1 protein-coding gene and 1 pseudogene are annotated in these 660 nt (G+C 57.6%); both read left to right on the top strand.

Features of this window, described 5'->3' with window-relative positions; all coding sequences use genetic code 11:
* A partial coding sequence (locus N5C88_RS31430) for a tyrosine-type recombinase/integrase (RefSeq protein ID WP_072262682.1) occupies positions 1-222 on the top strand: 222 nt, incomplete at its 5' end.
* A 361-nt stretch (positions 223-583) separates the two neighbouring features.
* Positions 584-660: pseudogene (locus N5C88_RS31425) on the top strand (recombinase family protein); the annotation flags it as partial.

The raw sequence follows: 660 nt of genomic DNA, 5'->3' as shown, positions 1-660 counted from the left end.
GTAGAACAAGCAGGCATCACGAAGCCCGCCACACCGCACACCCTCCGCCACTCGTTCGCGACGGCCTTGCTCCGCAGCGGTTACGACATTCGAACCGTGCAGGATCTGCTCGGCCATTCCGACGTCTCTACGACGATGATTTACACGCATGTGCTGAAAGTTGGCGGTGCCGGAGTGCGCTCACCGCTTGATGCGCTGCCGCCCCTCACTAGTGAGAGGTAGGGCAGCGCAAGTCAATCCTGGCGGATTCACTACCCCTGCGCGAAGGCCATCGGTGCCGCATCGAACGGCCGGTTGCGGAAAGTCCTCCCTGCGTCCGCTGATGGCCGGCAGCAGCCCGTCGTTGCCTGATGGATCCAACCCCTCCGCTGCTATAGTGCAGTCGGCTTCTGACGTTCAGTGCAGCCGTCTTCTGAAAACGACAAGTCCCCTGCACGATGCTGTCTTGCGCCGTCACTTTACTAACCATAAACACCCTTTGTATGCCTTAGACAGAATTACGGGTTAAGTGACAATTTTTGACGACCGGCACGTTCTGGCTCACACTGTCACATAATCGAACGTATATGTGACAGGCGAAGAGATGTTGATCGGCTATATGCGGGTGTCGAAAGCGGACGGATCCCAATCCACCAATTTGCAGCGCGATGCGCTCATCGG

Origin of the sequence: Achromobacter sp. GD03932, assembly GCF_029839485.1 — a bacterium.
In the GTDB taxonomy this organism is placed as follows: Bacteria; Pseudomonadota; Gammaproteobacteria; order Burkholderiales; family Burkholderiaceae_B; genus Achromobacter; species Achromobacter bronchisepticus_A.
The sequence above is the reverse complement of the archived record's forward strand: the minus strand, read 5'-3'. Positions and strand labels throughout refer to the sequence as shown.